Here is a 17,338-nt window from a genome sequence, read left to right as displayed (position 1 = left end):
TCAGTCTTCGGCGGACGCGAAGCGATGGACTGTGTGGCAGATCGGACCGGGCATCATCGACACGCCTTGCTCGTTCTAGAACAGCGTGAGCGGGCCGGCGAAGTTGATCGGAATCCGGTCGATCGTGATCGACGGCAGGTCGAAGGCCGGCAATGCACCGGAGAGCGACTGACCCAACGGAATGCGTGGAATCGAGAGGCCCGGGAAGGTCAGCGACGGGATGGTGACCGACAGAGGCAGCCCGACTTCGATCGGATCCACCGGGATCGAGAATCCCGGAATCCCCCCTGGCGGGGTCGCCACCGTAAACCACGGGATGGCCCACCCGGGCGTCGTGCTGGTGCTGGAACCGCTGAGATCGATCGTCGGGACGAGGCCTCCGCTGAAGTAGATTCCGCCGGTCGTCGTCGAGAGTCCGGTCTTGATCTCGTCGAAAGTGAGGAACGCGTCGACGCCGAGCTGGGGGATGCTGATGGGCTGGACCGAGACGGGCCCCGCGTGGGCGGTCGGGTCGAGTCCCAAGTGGATGGGCGGCGTGGAGAAGGACGGAATGGTGATGGGACCGATGCCCCCGCCGAGGTCGAAACCCAGCGGAATCGACGGAATGTGGAACGACGGGAAGACGGCCGGGCCGACGCCCCCGGTGGCCGTGACGTACAACAATTTGTACGGCGGCAGGAGGTTGTCCGGGGTAGCCAGCTTGATGATCGCGTCCAGGTTGGCCTGGATGGCTGGAATGGTTCGAGCGGGGATGGTGAATCCCTTCGGCCCAGCGGACAGATTCAAGTCCAGCAGGTTGTTGGCCGGGACAGTCAGCCCGTTCGGGAAGATCGTGGCGCCGTCCAGGCCGCCCGGCAGCTGGAAGCTCAGCGGGATCTTGTCGATCATGACTGCCGGGGTGCTGAACGCGTGCGTGCCGCCACCGAAGGTGATCGAATACGGATCCTGGGTGGCGCTGCCGACAATGAGCGGGTTGGTGAAGGCCAGGTCAACCAGCGGGTTCGAGCCGATGGAGATATAGGCCCCGGTGGGCGCCGGGATCGGATCCCAGGGCGCATTTCCGCTGGTCCAGATGTAGAACGGGGAAATCTTCATCACCGACGTCTTGAACGCGTCGAAATGCACGACTGCCAGCGGGTCGTTGAAGATCGCCGGAATCGTCTGAGACGGGATGCCGATGGGACCCAGGCCGATGTCACCGCTGATGTCGATCGGGATGTTCGGCAGCTCGATCGGTGGGACGGTGAACGCCCCGTGGCTCAGGCTGGCGTTGAGTCCGAGCGGAATGGTGGGAATCGGCAGGTCCGGGATGGTTACCGGGCCCATGCCGCCGGAGAACTGGAAATCCACCAGCTTGAGCGACGGCGGGATACCGTCGATCGGGTTGAGCAGGGTGGCGTCCAGCCGCAGATGCAGCGGGATCGGGTCGATCGTGTAGCCGTCCGGGAAGATCGTGAACGGCTGCAGCCCGCCGGTCAACGTGTAATTGACCGGTATTGAGTTCTGCGGAATGGACAGGCCACCGGGGAAGAGAGTGAAGGCCGGGATGCCGCCGTGGATGTCGATGTTCAGCGGCACCGGGGCCGTCGCGATCTTCGGAATGTTGATCGCTGGAAGGTTCAGCGTGACGCTTCCCGTCCGGCCTTCGGTCGCCCCATTCTGAATACTGATGCCCGCGGTCGGGCCCAAAGTGTTCAACTGCTGGCTGATGGCGTATTGCCCGAATTGCCATGGGGGCAGATTGTCGGGTTTGAACTGGGCGTTGAAGCCGATGGACGGCAGCTGCAGCGTTGACCCGCTACTGGCGGGGATGTTGAGCGGAATCACCAGTTGTTGCGCCGGACTGCTGAGACCCTCGAACAGGGTGATAGCAGGCAGCGAGAGACCTTGTTGAATGTTCATCGGCAGACCGGGAACGTCGACCTGAGGGATGGTGAAGGGACCGAGATAAATGGTCTCGTCGATGTTGATCGGCACCCCGGGGACGTGAATGGGGTCGATGTGGACGGGCCCTAGGTTCTGGTTGATATCCAGCAGATTGATGCTCAGATTCGGAGCGAGCAGATTCTGGTAGTCGCTGGTATACAGGGCGCCGGCGCTGTGATCGCCGGTGATCAGGACACCGGTGTTGAAATCGCCCGAATTGGCCAGCCCGATGTTCGCGTCACCGTTGTTGAACAGGCCCGTATTGATGTGGCCGGCGTTGAAGGCGCCGACATTTGCGCTACCGGCGTTGAAGACGCCGAGGTTGTGATCGCCGGCGTTGCCCAGCCCGCTGCTTTGGACACCGGCGTTGAACAGGCCGGTGCTGCCCTGCCCGGAGTTGCCGAGGCCGGTGTTGTGGCTGCCTGAGTTGAAGAACCCGACGTTGTTGTCGCCGGAGTTGAACAAGCCGATGTTGCCGCTGCCGGAGTTCCAGCCACCGAATCCGGTCTGGTTGCTGCCTATCAGCCCGACGCCGATGTTGCCTGAGCCGGTGTTGCCGAATCCGATGTTGCCCGACCCGGTGTTGCCGAAACCGATGTTGCCCGCGCCGGAATTGCCAAACCCGGTGTTGTGGCCCATGAGAGCGCCGAGCGCCGCGTTACCCCATCCGATGTTGGCGTTGCCGATATTGCCGCCGCCCAGGTTGTAGCTGCCGAGGTTGCCGTTGCCGAGGTTGAGATCGCCCAGGTTGCCGCTGCCCAGGTTGTACACACCGGCGTTGCCCAGGCCGGCGTTCATCAACTGCTGCTGGAGCCATGTCGCACCGGAGGTCACCGCATTGCCGAGCTGCGGTCCGATAGAACCCGGCAGCGCCAGGTTCGACCCGATCGGGATCGCAGGAATCGTCGTTTCGGGGATGACGAATTTCGGGACGTCGTACGCGAAACCGAGCGGGATTGTCTGGGTATGAGTGATTCCAGGAATGGTGGATGCGGAGACGATGTCGAGCGGAATATCGAGTGGTACCGAGCCGGTGAGGGACAGCGGCGGAATGGCGATGGGCGAGGTCATGAAATCAAGCGGCACCGTCATCGGGTCGATGTTCTGATTGACCACAAAGGAGAAGACGTTGCCCTCGAGCTGGCCGGCGAGGACCGGTATCCGGAGGCTGAACGGTATCGACCCGATTATGGCGTTGATCGCGATTTTGTCGGTGATCAGGTTGCCAGTGGTGCCAAATGGAGGAATCACGATCGGCTCGTGCGTGACGAACCCATAGTTCGTGGTGCCGTTCAAACCCAGGGAGATGGCCGGGGTGGGAATGGGTGGCAAGCCGAGGTTCAGATTGATCGTGCCGGCTACGCCCGCGTGGAGCCCCTGGATGAGCGGCGCCGCCGGGATATGAATGGGGCCGATGCTGCCGGTAGTGGGAACCGGCACCGGTGCGAGAGCCGTGGCTTTCACCTGGAACGGGAATTGGTCGATGCGGAAGCCATCGGGAAAAATTGTGACCGGATCGGTGCCTGCCGAAAAATTGGTGAGGCTGACCGAGTTCTCTGGGAAAGTAAGTCCGCCCGCGAATAAAGTGATGGGATTAATGCCACCATTCATGCTGAGGTTGACAATGTCCTGCGCGGGAATGCTGATGTCCGGCAGACTCAGCGCGGTAGTCGCGAGATCAAGATTGGCAGGTCCGTAGAAAAGGGCTTCGACCGCGACGTTCATGTTTCGCAGGATGAGATAAGGCGCGTTGGCACCGCTGCCCACGGTCATGCTGGCCAGGTCGACGCGTGCGGAGGGGCCGTTGATCGGGCCGAGCTGAAGGTGCCCGGCGAAATTCAGCGGGTCGAGAAGGTTGACCGACGAGATCGTGTTCTGGGCGAGGGCCACGGTTCCCGTCGCGTGGAGTGGGACTTGAGGAATGGTGATCTCGGGAATGGTGAAGCTGCCAACGCTGATGCTGGCGTTGGTGATTGCGGCGTGCGCTTGCGGCAGGGCGATGGGGGCGACGTGGAGTGGTCCGACAGTGCCGCTGGCCGTGATCGACAACGGTATCGAGGGAAGTGGAAACAGGGGTACCACCCGGTCGGCGCTGACGACGGCATGCAATGACGCCGGGATCGCGTCGATGGTGATCCGCGGCGTGCTGAAACCGTCGATCTGGCCGGCCGTGCTGATGGTCAGCGGAATGGCTTGCTCGGGCAACGAGAAGCCGGGGATGGTGAAGGCTCCGGTGCCCGCCCTGATGCCGATATCGAAGTGGAGCGGCGCGTCGGGGACGCTCAAACCGCCCGGGAACAGGGTGAGTGCCGGGGTCGTGAAACTCAGCTCGGCCGCGATGGGATTGACATTGGGGTTGATGAAAATGCCCTGGCTCAACAAGAGGGGACCCGCCCACAACCCGGACGTTTGAATGCCGCCCGGCACGAGGTTGAAGCCGGGAATGGTGATGTACTGGCTGGGGAAGTTGACTGCCGGCACCAAGGTGATGGGCGACAACGTCAGCGGCCCGATATCGATGGGAATGCTGAAGTCCACCAACGGAATTGCCGGTACCTGGACGGGTGGAACGGTCAGCGGACCCAGCAGGAAGGTCTGGTTGAAGTTCAGTGGGATGGTCGGGAGTATCTGAATCGGTTCGATGGCGATCGGGCCGATCCCACCGGCAACGTTGAGGTCGAGCGGAAGGGTGATCGGGAAGAGGTCGAAGGTGGGACCACCGGTCGCGCCCAACAAACCTGAAAGCAGTCCGCCCGGATTCAGCAGGCCCGGGCCGGTGGCCGCGCCGAGTGCACCCGTAGCGAAGCCCGTGCTACCCGAGTTGAGCAATCCTTGCGCGGCCCAGCCCGCGGCACCGGCGGCATTCGCCGCGTTTCCGAGCCCGCGGAGCACCTGAGCCGGCTCGGTGAACGACTGCAATGCCGACGCCACCGCTGACGCGTTCAGGTGGTAACCGGCCATGGCGGCCACGTCTTGAGCCCACATCAGTTCGTAGTCGAACTCCGTGGCCGCGATGGCCGGTGTGTTCTGGCCGAAGATATTGGACAGGGCCAACGAGACGAACTGCGACCGGTTGGCCGCGATGACCTCGGGGTGCACGGCCGTGGCCACCACCGCTTCGAAGGCGGCCACCACCGCCTTGGCCTGGACGGCGGATGACTCGGCCGAGGCGGCCGCCGCGCTCAACCACCCCGCATACGGCGCCGCCGCGGCGGCCATTGCTGCGGCCGAGGCGCCCTGCCATGACCCGGACACCAGGCCGGAGGTCACCGACGAGAACTCCGTCGCCGCCGTGCCCAGCTCCGCGGACAATCCTTCCCAGGCCGCCGCTGCCGCCAGCATGGGTGCTGGCCCCGCACCGGCGTGCAACAACGCGGAGTTGACCTCTGGCGGGAGAATGAAGAAACTCACCTGTGCGCCCTCTACTCGGACCGTAAGCCGCCGTCTAGCCCTCGACGGCACCGTCAATTTCGGGCCAGTTTATTGCGCCGAGCCATGGCCTCACTGCGTTATCAGAATTATTTGTACACGCAGAACTGAGTACGCCCAGGTGACTGCCGAGCTTCATATTATGGCTGTGCGTTCTGCCCAATGAATTTGTGCATATTGCCTATTCGCGCTGTGCAGAATGCCTATCTGACTGTGCACAATGCCCAGTCGCCGATTTTGAATTCAGGTGGTGGTCCTCCGTGATACTCGCCACGCCCCGCCGCGCCAACCCCGGTCCGTGCCACCGGTGCCGGTAACGTCGGTGAACTTTGCACCCCGACACGAGGAGCGTCATGGATCTTCCCCGTCGACGAATGATCGCGGCCGGCGCCGCACTGGCGGCGCTGGTGGCGACCGGGAGGCCCCGGTTAGCCGACCCCCCGATCCTGCTGGACACCGAGGAACCGTTGCCGCCGATCGACACCGAACTCGCCGCGCTGGAGGAGCGCTACAACACCTCGATCGGACTGTTCGGACTCAATACGGCTTCCCAGCGCGCACTGGCTTTTCGCGCCGACGACATGTTCGCGACCTGCTCGACGTTCAAGGCGTATGTGGCGGCGCAGATCCTGCAGCAAGATCAGCGCGGCGAACTGCGGCTCACCGACACTGTCTACATCGACCCGGCCGCCGCCGTCCCCGTCGCCTCACCGGTCACCGAACCCCACATCGGGGGACGAATGCCGCTTTCGGAATTGTGTGCGGCCGCGGTGCGGCACAGCGACAACACCGCCACCAACCTGATGCTCGCCATGCTGGGCGGACCGGCGTCGGTCACCGCATTCGCCCGCTCGGTCGGCGACGACCGGACCTCGATGGTCCGCTGGGAAACCGAGCTGAACACCGCCTACCCCGGCGACCCCCGGGACACCACCAGCCCGCGAGCGATGGGCACCGGCTTCCTCAACATGCTCACCGGGGATGTGCTGGACGCACCGCACCGGGCACAACTACAGGAGTGGATGCGCACCATCGTCACGGGGGACCGTCGCATCCGGGCTGGCCTGCCGCCCGGATGGTCGATCGCCGACAAAACCGGCTCTGGTGACTACGCCAGCACCAATGACATCGGGGTGGCTTCCAGGCCCCACGGTGAGCGGCTGCTGCTGGCAGTGATGACGCGGAGTCGCTCGGATGATCCCAACGCGGTCGCCTCGGAGACTCTGATAGCCGACGTGACGAGGCTGGCCGTGCCCTGGCTGCTGGCGCCCGGCTAGTGGTTATTCCGGCCGAGTCAGCGGGATACCGTCTTGGCCGGGATGAACACGTTGTCGCTGCCCCGCGGGTGCACCACCTGCGGCCACCAGAACCACCGGCCCAGCAGCGTCGCGATCGAGGGCATCAGCAGCGTGCGCACGATCAAGGTGTCGAGCAGCAGCCCGATGCAGACGGTGGACCCGAACTGGCCGAGCACCCGCAGGTCGCTGCCGAGCATCGACGCCATGGTGAAGGCGAACACCAGGCCGGCGGCGGTCACCACCCCGCCGGTCCCGGCCATCGACCGGATGATCCCGGTCTTGAGACCGGCGTGGATCTCCTCTTTGAACCGCGACACCAGCAGCAGGTTGTAGTCCGAGCCGACGGCCAACAGGATGATCACCGACAGCGCCATCACGATCCAGTGGATCTTGATGCCGAACAGGTCCTGCCAGATGAGCACCGAGAGCCCGAACGACGCGGCGATGGAGCTGGCCGCGGTGCCGACGATCACCAGCGCGGCCACCACGCTGCGGGTGAGTAGCAGCATGATCATGAAGATCAGCGTCAGTGCCGACACCACGGCGATCATCAGGTCGTATTTGGCGCCGTCGTGCATGTCCTTGAACGTCGCGGCCGTGCCGCCCAGGTACACCTTCGCGTCCGACAGCGAGGACTGCTTGAGTCCCTCCTGCGCGGCGGTGCGTTCCGAGTCGACGCGCGAAATCCCTTCCGGTGTCATGGGATCGCCCTGGTGGGTGATGAAGAACCGCGCTGACTTGCCGTCCGGTGACAGGAACATGCGCAGGCCGGTCTGGAAGTCCGGGTTGTCGAAGGCCTCGGGCGGCAGGTAGAAGAAATCGTCGTTCTTGGAGGCGTCGAAACTCTGGCCCATGACGACGGCGGTGTCGCTGAGCGCCTTCATCTGGTCCAGCATCGCCGAGAACGTCGCCTGCATGGTCAGCGTCAGCGCTTTGGTCGTCTTCATTGTGGTGATCATCGGCGGGATCAGCACCAGCATCGAGTGGGTGGCATCCGCCGTGCGCTGGATGTCTTTGGTCAGCAAGTCGAATTGCCCTGCCAATTGGTCGAATCCGTCCAGCGACTCGAACAGCGAGCGCAACGACCAGCAGATGGGAATGTCGAAGCAGTGCTTTTCCCAGTAGAAGTAGCTGCGGATCGGACGCCAGAAATCGTCGAAGTCGGCGATGTGGTCGCGCAGCCGGTTGGTGATCTCGGCGGTCTCCGCGGTGGTCCTGGCGCTGTCGTCGGCGGCGTTGGAAAGTTCCGTCGTCACCTTGTACATGCGCTCCATGGTCTCGATCATGAACTGCATCTCGTCGGCCATCTTGGTGATGTCCTTCATGCGGTCCTGCAGGAACGCCATGTTCTGCATCGTCGTCTGGCTTTGCATGCTGTTCTGAAAAGGTATGGAGCTGTGCTGAATTGGGATACCCAAGGGCCGGGTGATGTCCTGCACCATGGCGATTCCCACGGTGCGCATCACGTTCTTGGCCACCCGGTCGAGCACCAGCATGTCGGCCGGGTTCCGCATGTCGTGGTCGGCCTCGACCATCAGCATGTCCGGGTCCATCCGTGCCTGCGAAAAGTGCCGGTCGGCGGCCTGCTGGCCGAGGTTGGACGGGGCGGACGCCGGCAGGTAGTAGCGGTCGTTGTAACTCGTCACGAAGCTGGGCAGGGCCACCATCCCGATGAGGACGATCGCGGTGCTGACCGCCAGAATCGGTGCGGGCCAACGCACCACCGCGGTGCCGACGCGCCGCCACATCCGCCCCTGCCGGGCCGTGCTCTTGGATTCGAAGAGTCCGAACTTGCTGCCGGCGAACACCACCGCGGGCCCGAGCGTGACACCGGCGAGCACCACCACCAACATGCCGATAGCCACCGGCGCGCCCATGGTGTTGAACCAGGGCAGCCGAGTGAAGCTCAAGCAGTACGTCGCGCCGGCGATGGTCAGACCCGAGCCCAGCACCACGGGAGCAACCCCGCGAAAGGTGGTGTAGTACGCGGTTTCTCGATCCTCGCCCGCGCGCAGCGCCTCCTGATAGCGTCCGATCAGGAAGATGCCGTAGTCGGTTCCCGCGGCGATCGCCAGCATGGTCAGGATGTTCGCGGCGAACGTGGTGAGACCGAAGACGTTGTGGTACCCCAGAACTGCCACGATTCCCCGTGACGAGGCGAGCGCGACGAACGTCATGAACAGCTGGACCAAGGTCGTGACGATCGACCGGTAGACCAGCAGCAGCATGATCGCGATCGCCCCGAGGGTGAACAGGGTGATGGTGGCCAGGCTGGCGTTGCCGATGATGTGCATATCGTCGGACAGTGCCGCCGGCCCGGTCACATACGACTTCACCCCCGGCGGTGGTGGGTTGTGCTCCAACACTTTTCGCACGGCTTCCACGGAATCGTTGGCCAGCGTGGTGCCCTGGTTGCCCGCGAGATTGAGCATCACGTAGGCGCCCTTGGCGTCGGCGCTCTGGGCTCCGGCCGCGGTCAGCCGGTCACCCCAGAAGTCCTGGATGTGCTGAATGTGCTCGTGGTCCTGGCGCAATTGGCGGATCACGTTGTCGTAGTAGCGGTGAGCGTCATCGCCCAGGGGCTGCTTACTTTCCAGCACGATCATCACCGTGCTGTTGGAGTCGAATTCCTTGAAGTTGTGGCCCAGGCGCATCATCGCCACCATGGACGGCGCGTCCACCGGCGTCATCGGCGCAGAGTGCTGCTCGCTGACCTTCTCCAGCGTCGGAACGACGACGTTGACCAGGACGGTCAGCACCACCCACCCGATGATGATCGGCACGGCGAAGATGCGGATGGTATGCGGGATCAGGGGCCGGTGGCCGCGTTTTTCCTTCGGGTCGGTGGGCGCCGTCGTGATCGGTGCCGTGTCGTCGATGGCAACTCGGTGGTTGAGGTCGCTCATGCCGACTTCACCAGGCAGAAGGTCTGCGGATTGACGCCGTCGGACTGCTTTTCTTCCTTCACCACGTTGTCGACCGTGATGCGGCAGCCGATCCGGCTCCCGTCGCTCTGGGCCATGATGTTGGCGCTCACCGACGGCAGCGTCGTCGAGATGGTGAAAGTCCATGGCAGCGGCGCCGCGTCGACCTGGTGCGTGTTGGCATCCGCATCCCAGTAGTTGATGTTCGCGGTGGCTCCGGGCGGCCCGAAGATCTCGTATTTGACGACCTTGGGGTTGAACTGCACGATCTCGATGCCGGCCCCGGCGTTGGCGTTGAGGTCCTCGGATCCGAAGATCTTGTGCAGCCGGGACACCACCAGTCCCGCGACGGCCAGCACCACGATGAGAACCAGGGGTATCCACGCCTTCCGGAGAAAGCGGGTAGTGGGACCCGCGATCGCACCAGCCTTCATCGCCACCGCCCTTTACGTCTCCGGCCCCAACTCAGGGTTGCAACACCCCGCGGGAGAGCTTGCTTCCCCGGCGCGACAAATCCGCAGAATGTTTGCTCGGCTAAGTATGTTAGCTCTTAGTGGACGCCAACGTTCCTCGGGGTGCGGGTGGTGTGCTCAACGACACAATCAGCGTGCTACCCGGCCGGTCACCGGCGGCAGGTCGGCGAGCGTCACGATGCCCGGCCTGGCGGCGACCACTGCGGGGACGGCGTTGGTGACCGGCATCGCCGTGTAGATCATGCCCAGGCCCATAAAGCCGGGTTCGGTCCAGTCTTTCGGTGGCAGGCAGTGCAGCACCGTGCGCATGTTGGGCAGTCCGAAAACCTGGATGACGTGCCGTGCTCGAGCGGTTTGGGCGGGACGACGTGATCGCCCATGGTCCAGTTGAAGCCGACGCTGACGACATTGCGGTCGCCCTCCCAGCCGCGGTGGTATCCGTAGACGCCGCCGACGGTTCCGGCGGGGATCTTCATGAAGCCGAGATCGGTGTCGCCGGTGGCGGCGGTGAACGTGACGTCGAAGGTCATCCGGTCCAGTCGGGCGCCGATGGCGTCGGCCATCATCGCGGCGGACTCGGCGAACACCTCGCTCTCCCGTCGCACGCTCTCGGCCAGTCCGGGCGTGTCGGGGTCCTGTGAGAAGCCCATCGCCGTCTGGGTTCCCGCCGACTCGTAGGTCGAGCAGTCGACCGACTCGGTGATGCGGATCTCGTCGACGCGCTCGCAGGACGCCGACAGCACCATGCCGACCATGTTCGTCATTCCCGGATGCGCACCGCTGCCGAAGATGCTCGACCCGCCGCGTTCGCAGGCCGCGGTAACACGTTCACGGTCCTGCGGCGTCTGCTTGCCGCCGGTGATCCACGCCGCGCTGGTGCACACGTTGACTCCCGCCTCCAGCAGCCGCACCAGCTCATCGATGTTGGGCCACAACGGGTTATAGCAACACGCGTCGGCGCCCAGCGCGATCAGCGCGTCGATGTCGTTGGTGGCCTGCACCCCGGTCGGCTCCGGCCAGCCCGCCAACTCGGCGGCATCCACCCCGACCTTGTCCGCGCCGTGGGCATAGACCCCGACGAGCTCCATGTCGGGGCGTCCGATGATCGCGTGCAAGGAACGACGCCCGATGTTGCCGGTGGTCCACTGGATCACGCGCAGGGGACGGTCGGTGCTGGCTGTGCTCATCGGGCTCCTTTGCGCCGGTTTGACGGGAGCCATATTGCCGTACGCGTCTGCTAGCGGGCACCCCGGTTCAGTACCGACATCGCCCCCGACAAGATCTGCGACAGGGGGTCGGCGCCGCCGCCGAAGGTGGCCTGGGTGGCCGGCGCGGTGACGGCGGCCGGGTCGTATCCGTTGACCGGGTCCACCTGCACCGGAGCGGTCAGCGGATCGTCATTGCGCGAGTACCCGGCGTTGACCATCGGCAGCAACACCGCGTCGAGCTCGTTGAGCGTCTGCTCGGGAACGCCGGCGTACTGGAACGGCAATACCAGCGGAAGGTGCCGCTCGGGAATCAGATACGTGGTGGTCGTCGCGCCCCGTGAGTTGACCGTCGTCCGGATGTTCTGCGGCGGGACCATTCTCGGGTTGGTGAACGCCACCGCGGTATGGCCTGTCATCAGCCCGACCAGCGTGTTGGCCAGTGACATCCAGTTGTCCGGACGGTCGGGGAAGTCCGCGATCGAGTCATAGGCGGAGATGAACATCTTGGTGTCGTACTGGCTCTCGACGGGAGGCGGGACCGTGTAGTCGAGCGCGGGCACGACGCTGCCCGCCGGGAACATGGCGGTCAGAAAGCTCTGGCCGAAGGCATGACGCGCGACGGGGTCGCCGAATGTGGCGAAGGTCAGTTGATCTGGCGGTGGAGCGGTCGGGTCATTGGCCAGCCGGGCCTGCAGAGCATTCAGCACCAGCGCACCCTCGGACAGACCGATCGTGGTGCCAGGACCACCCCGGCGGATGGCCGCATCGAGGTTGTCCGCGCCGACGTCGACCGATTCGCCGACGCTGGGTCCGTCCACGCCCAGGCCGGGGAACATCTCGTCGAGCCGGCCGATGCCCGGAAACAGTCGTCCCAGCACGTGGCCCTGCACCTGGCCGGCGGGGTAGTCGACGATCTGTCGCCGCAATCCGGGGAACCATTCGGCGCCCTCGCGGCGGATGTACTCGTCATAGGGGATACCCAGTACGTGCGCGCCGCCCAGCGCGTACGCCGTCCCAGGGCTGGGCGGGGGGTCGGCCGGGGTTTCGTCTGCGGTGGCCGCCGGACCCCCGAAACATCCTGTCGTCACCTGCATTCCCAGGATCCCCAGCGCGAAAATTCCCGCGAGTAGCTTCTTCATCCCCACTCCTCGCCTGATCGAGGGCCTGATCGGCTTGGTTCCGCGAGTCTCGCACACCTCGCGTGGTCCCGCTAATTGCCTTGTCACGCGGCGCCTCCGGACAGCGAGCGCCGGGGGCTCAGCCGCGCAGGCCACCAACTCGCCCGTCCGACCAGGGTTGCCACAGCCGGCACCGTGATGGTCCGTACCAGGAAAGTGTCCAGCAAGATGCCGACGCCGATCACGAAACCGCCCTGGACCACCGTGCCGATGCTCGAGAACAGCAGGCCACCCACCGAGGCGGCGAAGATCAAGCCCGCCGCGGTGATCACGCCGCCGGTCGAACTCAGCGCGCGAATCACGCCATAACGCACGCTGTGCGGTGATTCGTCGCGCATTCGCGAGATGAAAAGCATGTTGTAGTCGGCACCCACCGCGACCAACACGACGAAGGCCAACGGCGGCACGGACCAGTGCAATTGCTGGCCGAGCAGGAATTGAAACACCAGGACGCCGATCCCGACCGCGGACAAGAACGAAATGACCACGGATCCAACCAAATACAGCGGCGCGACAACCGCACGCAAGAGCGCCATCAAGGTCAGTAATACAACCACCAGGGTGACGAAGATGATGAACCGAATGTCGTGCTGGTAATAATCGCGGGTGTCGCGCAGTGTGACCGGGTATCCCGCCATCGAAATTGACGCGTCCGACAGCGCGGTGTTCGGTTGAGCGCTCCGGGCGGCGTTGGTGATGGCATTGACCTGATCCATCGCTTCCGCGCTGAATGGGTTGAGTTTGGTTTGAACCAGGTAGCGCACCGAGTGCCCGTCCGGTGAAATGAAAATCCGGGCCGCCTTCTTGAATTCATCCATGCGCAGCAACTGAGCCGGAATATTGAAGCCCGCCATCGACGGTTCCGCCGCGTCGTCTTTCAGCGACAACAGGAACGCCGCCGCCTCGGCCAGGCCGGCGCCCATGTCCTTGACCTGGCCGACGAGCTGTTCCACCCCGTCGGCCACTTGCCGGCTGCCGCCCGCGGCGCGGTCGGCGCCGTGCTGGAGGTTGTTCAAGCCGGTCTGCAGGCCACCGGGCTGGTCGAGGCCCATGGCATGCATCGCCTTGGTGAGGCCGTTCAGGGCGTTGCGCAGGCGGTCCACCGTCGCGTTCAGGGTTTGCCGATCCTGAAAGGTCTCCAGTTGGCGAGCAAGATCGTTGATCTCGTCGAGGCTCCCGTCGTTGCGCGCGGCGACCACCCGTTCGAACTGCGCACGGGTGGCGCTGCACGAGGTGTCGAGGTCGCAGACCGGGTTGCCCTGCAGTGCGATCAGCACCGGGCCCACCCAGGCGAACATGTCCTTGACGGCGGTGAAGCTCAAGCCCATGGAGTTGCCGAGCGCGTTGATGCTGTTGACCAGCTTGGCTGCCGTCGCGACCTCCTTGACCAGCTTGTCACCGCCGTACTGGCTCCGCATGGACGAAAACGAGTCGAGCAGACCCTGCATGCCCGAAACCATCTGGTTGACCTGGCCGCGCACGTCCCCGAGATTGTCGGCCAGCGTGTCGGCGCCTTTGACCAGCCGGTTCAGGTCATCGTTGTGGTCGCGGATGACCGTGGACCCTTCGCCCAGCCGCGCGCCGACGGCGCCCGCCTGATAGGTGGCCCGGAACTCCTCGGGGACCACCCCGGTGGGCCGCGTGATGCCGCTGACCGCGGCGATATTCGGCAGCTGGCTGACACGGTCGGCCATCTGTTCCAAGTCGGCAAGGGCCCGCGGGGTGCGCAGGTCATGCGGCGACTGGACGAGGATGTATTCGGGAATGGACTGGTTGACCGGGAAATGCCGGTCCAGCGCGGCATAGCCGCGGGAGCTGGGAGCGGATGCCTGCACGGCCTTGCGGTCGTCGTAGTTGTAGCGCACCAGGCCAGCGCAGCTCGCCAGGATGATCAACACCAGCAGGCTGGCCACCAGGTGAGTCTTCGGCCGCCGCACGATGCGGATCCCGGAGCGCCGCCAGAAGTTAGCGGTCAGTTCGCGACGGGGTTTGACCCAGCCGCGCGGCCCGGCCACCACCAGGATCGCCGGCAGCAGCGTGACCGCCGCCAGGAACGCCACGCCGACGCCGATCGCCGAGGACACTCCTACCGTGGAGAACACCCCCATCCGGGCGAAACTGATGCCGAGAAAGGTAAGTCCGACCGTGGCGGCGGACGCGGCGATCACCTTGCCGATGGACATCAGGGCCCGCCGTACGGCTTGGTCGTAATCCGGGTCGTGATCCGGGTCGGAATCCGATCCGCGCCGCAGGTAGTCGTGATACCGGCTGATCAGGAACACCGCGTAATCGGTTCCGGCGCCGGCGATCATCGCGCTCAGGAACACGATGGACTGGTTGGACACGCCAAGGCCGCTGGCTTGGGAGAATCCGGCGACCACGGCTTGGGCGATCACCATGGATATCCCGATCGCCAGCAGCGGTAGCAGCATGGTGACCGGGTTTCGGTAGACCACCAGCAGCACCACGAGCACCAGGACGGCGATCGCCACCTCGATCGGGAGTCGATCTCTTTCTCCCGCCACGGTCAGATCGGCGACGGTGGCGGCCGGTCCGGTCAGGTTCGCCGTCAAGGGGCTGCCGGCGAGGCTCTGTTTGACCACGCCGGTGACCTGGTTGAAAGCCGCGTAGGACCGCGGGGTGCCCAACTCGCCGGCAAGGCCGACCGGTAGCACCCACGATTTGCGGTCCTTGCTGGTCAGGACGGACCGCAGCGGCGGTGTGCTGACGAAATCCTGCAGCATGACGACGTTGCGGCTGTCCGCGCGCAGCGCGCCGACCAGTTTGCGGTAGGCGGCTTCGTCGGCGGGACCCAGGCCCTTCTCGTTGGTCAGCACAACCAGCAGCAGATCCTCGCTGCCCGACTCGTGGAACGCCTCGGTCATCTTGCGCGCGGTGACCGCAGATGGCGCGTCGTCGGGCAGGATGGCCAGCGGGTGCTTCTGGGCCATCTCGTTCAGGGACGGCAATGTCAGCGGCAGGGCAACCGCAATCGCGACCCAGAGCCCAATTACGGCCCAGGGCCACCGCACCACAAAATCGGCTAGCCGTCGCAAATTGCCCCCACCTCAGGTTCTCGCGGTCCGCCTCCGATGCTCACCGCCGGTCGCTCTGCTCGATTATGTGTCGCCCCCGCCGCGACTTCGGGCATTTCACTAAAAACAGCGGTCATCGGAAAACTCCCAAGTGCTCCCAGACTACGTGACGCGTCCCCAATGGCCGCTATCGGCGACCCGCGTGCACACGGATTTCATTGCCTCGACATATCGGGCCACCGATTTTTGGGCGATCGGATTGTCCGGGAACATGACCGCCATGGCGGTGCCCTGCTCGTACCTGAATATGTAGATGGTCAATTGATAGGAATACCTGCGGTCGGAATATATTCCGATGCTGTTGGCGGCGCTCATTTCGGCGGCGGCGAGGACGCTATTCAGTGGAGCGGCGCCGCCGTGCAGAAAGTTCGAAACCGGAAAGTTAGGCCGGGGCCAATCGAGCCAGGGCGCCAATTCCAGCACCCGGTAATACGGCACCTTGGCCATATCGAGGCTCGAATCGAATGATTCCTGCGCCGCCCAGGCGGCTTCACCGAAAGACGCGGCAGCGATGGGAATGGTGATTGGCACCAGGCCGGTGAACCAGCCCTGAGTCATGAAATTCTCGTCGCTGCGGCGGGCGTCTCGGGGAGTGAGTGCGTAATAGGTGGCCGCCCCGGTGAACTCGTGGTCGACCAAGGCCATGCAGGCGAACAGGCCGCCGACGAACCGCGCGCCGGCTGCTGTGCAGGCCGAATCGAATCTGGCCGTCTGTGCGGCGTCCATCAGGATTTCGGTCACCATGTCGCTGTTGGTCAGCTCCAATGGGTTGCCCAGCGGCAGCGGAAATTCGGGAAGGCTGCCATTGTTATTCTCGGCGAAGTCGATCCATTTGCGGACCTGTGGCGAATCCAGGTTCAACTCCGACGTGCGCTCGCGCTCCCGGACGCAGTAGTCGTCGTAGCTGCCGCTGTCAGGCAGCGCCAGGGACCCGTCGCCGCCCACCATCGAGGCATACACGGCGTTGGATTCCAGCATCGTGATGCCGATCAACGTCGCGTCTCCGTGCACGTGGTCGATGCTCGCGTAGAAGGTGAAGTGGTCTTCGCTCTGCACGATCCCGAACGAGAAGCAGCCCCACTGCAGTGGATCGGGTGTCGCCACGACATGGTCGTGAATTTGTTCGACGCTCACCTGGCCGTGGTCGACGGGGGCGAACTCGATATCGGCGGGATCTGTCATCGTATGCCTGACGATGTCGCCGCTGTCGGTGAACTCGAACCAGCTGCGGTATGTGTCGTGGCGGCGCAGGTATGTGTTGAGCGCCTGATTCATGATCGCCGTATCGCAGTGCCCCGGTACCTCACAAGTTGCGATCAGCAGCCGGGAAAAGTCGAGGCCGGAACCTTTTCTCTGGTGATAATTCCGAAGATGCTGGCCCTGCATGTAACTAACCGGAACAGAACTGACGGGCGCCTGTTGCGCCTTTTCCCGTGCGGCCGGCGTAGGGTGCCAGGAAATGAGGGTGCCGGGGCGCACCGTCCAATCCTCGAGTGAACCGATCGTTATTTTCCCTATTTGCAAATCTTTCCTCCCGGTCGCGCCACCTTTCGCTGGCTTTCCCTGGCTGTGAGTCGGCGCCGATATCACGATAACCGCTTCGGCAATCACTCTAGCGGCCACGCGCTAATGCGAGCGGCGGCTCGCATTGCGCCAGCGGCTATGGTAAAGGAGCGGCGCCGCGCTCTAGGCCGGCCGCACTACCTGGTAATTTTCCGATGTCGGCGCGCGGCGCATTCGTGCTTGTAATAATTGTGCTGGGGGAGATCTGTCTGCTGCTCGACCGGGCCCTGGCACACGGTGAGCA

7 protein-coding genes and 1 pseudogene are annotated in these 17,338 nt (G+C 64.3%); 1 reads left to right on the top strand and 7 read right to left on the bottom strand.

From position 1 onward, the window contains the following. Positions 1–75: 75 nt before the first annotated feature. The gene (locus AWC08_RS37510; RefSeq protein WP_244906543.1) at positions 76–5,337 is read right to left on the bottom strand and encodes a PPE family protein; all 5,262 of its coding nucleotides are present in this window, start codon (positions 5,335–5,337) and stop codon (positions 76–78) included. A 371-nt stretch (positions 5,338–5,708) separates the two neighbouring features. Here AWC08_RS37510 and bla point away from each other — a divergent pair, with 371 nt between their 5' ends. After that, positions 5,709–6,632: a class A beta-lactamase gene (gene bla / locus AWC08_RS26340; protein ID WP_069434110.1), complete on the top strand. Its 924-nt coding sequence runs from the start codon at positions 5,709–5,711 to the stop codon at positions 6,630–6,632. 17 nt (positions 6,633–6,649) lie between these two features. Here the strand turns inward: bla and AWC08_RS26335 are convergent, their stop codons facing one another. The 6 genes and pseudogenes from AWC08_RS26335 to AWC08_RS26310 form a co-directional block, all read right to left on the bottom strand. After that, entirely contained in the window at positions 6,650–9,559 is a 2,910-nt protein-coding gene (locus AWC08_RS26335; RefSeq protein WP_065133797.1) for an MMPL/RND family transporter, read from the bottom strand. Beyond that, positions 9,556–10,011, bottom strand: a complete 456-nt coding sequence (locus tag AWC08_RS26330) for an MmpS family transport accessory protein (RefSeq protein ID WP_065133819.1) — start codon at positions 10,009–10,011, stop codon at positions 9,556–9,558. The genes AWC08_RS26335 and AWC08_RS26330 overlap by 4 nt, the downstream gene beginning before the upstream one ends. A 168-nt stretch (positions 10,012–10,179) precedes the next feature. Beyond that, positions 10,180–11,237: pseudogene (locus tag AWC08_RS26325) on the bottom strand (NAD(P)H-dependent amine dehydrogenase family protein). Between the two features lie 50 nt (positions 11,238–11,287). Then, complete coding sequence (gene pe / locus AWC08_RS26320) at positions 11,288–12,397, bottom strand: acyltransferase PE (RefSeq protein WP_069434109.1); 1,110 nt, start codon at positions 12,395–12,397, stop codon at positions 11,288–11,290. 83 nt (positions 12,398–12,480) lie between these two features. Beyond that, complete coding sequence (locus AWC08_RS26315; RefSeq protein WP_069434108.1) at positions 12,481–15,492, bottom strand: MMPL/RND family transporter; 3,012 nt, start codon at positions 15,490–15,492, stop codon at positions 12,481–12,483. Positions 15,493–15,633: 141 nt separating this feature from the next. Next, positions 15,634–17,055 (bottom strand): condensation domain-containing protein, encoded by a 1,422-nt coding sequence (locus AWC08_RS26310; RefSeq protein ID WP_065133793.1) that lies wholly within the window; start codon positions 17,053–17,055, stop codon positions 15,634–15,636. Positions 17,056–17,338 lie beyond the last annotated feature (283 nt).

The organism is Mycobacterium gordonae (assembly GCF_002101675.1).
GTDB lineage: Bacteria > Actinomycetota > Actinomycetes > Mycobacteriales > Mycobacteriaceae > Mycobacterium > Mycobacterium gordonae.
Note: the sequence above shows the minus strand (reverse complement) of the source record. Positions and strands in the feature narration are given on the sequence as shown.

What these genes read in the sequence shown, in the direction of transcription:
- bla (WP_069434110.1), top strand. Translation starts at nt 5,709, where the DNA reads ATGGATCTTCCCCGTCGACGAATGATCGCGGCCGGCGCCGCACTGGCG.
- AWC08_RS26335 (WP_065133797.1), bottom strand. Translation starts at nt 9,559, where the DNA reads ATGAGCGACCTCAACCACCGAGTTGCCATCGACGACACGGCACCGATC.
- AWC08_RS26330 (WP_065133819.1), bottom strand. Translation starts at nt 10,011, where the DNA reads ATGAAGGCTGGTGCGATCGCGGGTCCCACTACCCGCTTTCTCCGGAAG.
- pe (WP_069434109.1), bottom strand. Translation starts at nt 12,397, where the DNA reads ATGAAGAAGCTACTCGCGGGAATTTTCGCGCTGGGGATCCTGGGAATG.